The sequence below is a fragment of the Achromobacter sp. 01N37 genome, from assembly GCF_056399725.1.
Map to the genome: position 1 here is coordinate 1 of NZ_JBFTRX010000046.1, position 1433 is coordinate 1433.

Sequence of the window (1433 nt, forward strand, 5' to 3'; positions counted from 1 at the left end):
ACGGTGAACGTTTCGGTGATCGATTCGCCGGACTTCAGGCCTTGAACGGTCTTGTTGGCGTTGTCGAGGTTGTACGTCCAGTTGCCGGAGCCGTCGACGGAGAACGAACCATACGTACCCTTGCCGTCGTTGTTGACGGTCCAGGTATGGGTATCGGTCGTGTCGACGTCAGCGACGTCGATTTTGCCGGTAGCAACCAAGGTGCCGTCTTCCGTGACAGCGCCATCGGCCTTACCGGTCAGAACGGGGATGTCGTTGGTGCCGACGATCGTGACGACCACTTGACCTGTCGTGCCATCCGCCGTCGTAACGGTGAACGTCTCCGTCAGGGTCTTGCCAGCGCCCAGGCCTTGAACGGCCGGGTCGTTGTTGGTCAGGGTGTAGTTCCACTTGCCATCGGCGTCGATGGAGAACGTGCCGTGCTGACCGGCTGCATTCGTTTGCGTTTGGAAGACCGCTTGACCAGCGTCGGGATCGGAGACTTCGAGCTTGCCGCCGGTCGTGAGCGTCCCGTCTTCGGTGACCGAACCCTTGTCATCGCCGGGTTGAGCCGGGTTGATGATGGCGCCGTCATCGGTGCCATTGATGGTGACCGTGACTTGTTTGTCGACGATTCCGCCGTTGCCATCGTTGACGGTCACGGTAAACGTTTCGGTAAAGGTCTCGCCGGACTTCAGGCCCTGAACAGCCTTGTTGGCGTTGTCGAGGTTGTASGTCCAGTTGCCCGACCCATCGACCGAGAACGAGCCATACGTACCCTTGCCGTCATTGTTGACGGTCCAGGTATGGGTATCGGTGGTATCAACATCAGCAACATCAATCTTGCCGGTAGCAACCAGCGTGCCGTCTTCCGTAACCGCGCCGTCAGCCTTACCGGTCAACACCGGAGTGTCGTTGGTGCCAACGATCGTGACGACCACTTGACCTGTCGTGCCATCCGCCGTCGTAACGGTGAACGTCTCCGTCAGGGTCTTGCCAGCGCCCAGGCCTTGAACRGCCGGGTCGTTRTTGGTCAGGGTGTAGTTCCACTTGCCATCGGCGTCGATGGAGAACGTGCCGTGCTGACCGGCTGCGTTGGTCTGCGTTTGGAAGACCGCTTGACCTGCATCCAGATCGGTCACTTCCAGCTTGCCGCCGGTCGTAAGCGTCCCGTCTTCGGTAACCGAACCCTTGTCATCGCCGGGTTGAGCCGGGTTGATAATGGCGCCGTCATCGGTGCCGTTGATGGTGACCGTGACTTGCTTGTCGACGATTCCGCCGTTGCCGTCGTTCACCGTCACAGTAAAGGTTTCGGTGATCGATTCGCCGGACTTCAGGCCTTGAACGGTCTTGTTGGCGTTGTCGAGGTTGTACGTCCAGTTGCCGGAGCCATCGACGGAGAACGAACCATACGTACCCTTGCCATCATTGTTGACTGTCCAGGTGTGCGTGTC

At 59.2% G+C, this 1433-nt stretch carries 1 protein-coding gene; it reads right to left on the minus strand.

What is annotated here, in order from left to right; translation table 11 throughout:
• Positions 1–1433, minus strand: a 1433-nt coding sequence (locus AC1DSJ_RS30150) for a VCBS domain-containing protein (RefSeq protein ID WP_476760474.1), incomplete at both ends; no start/stop codon positions are given.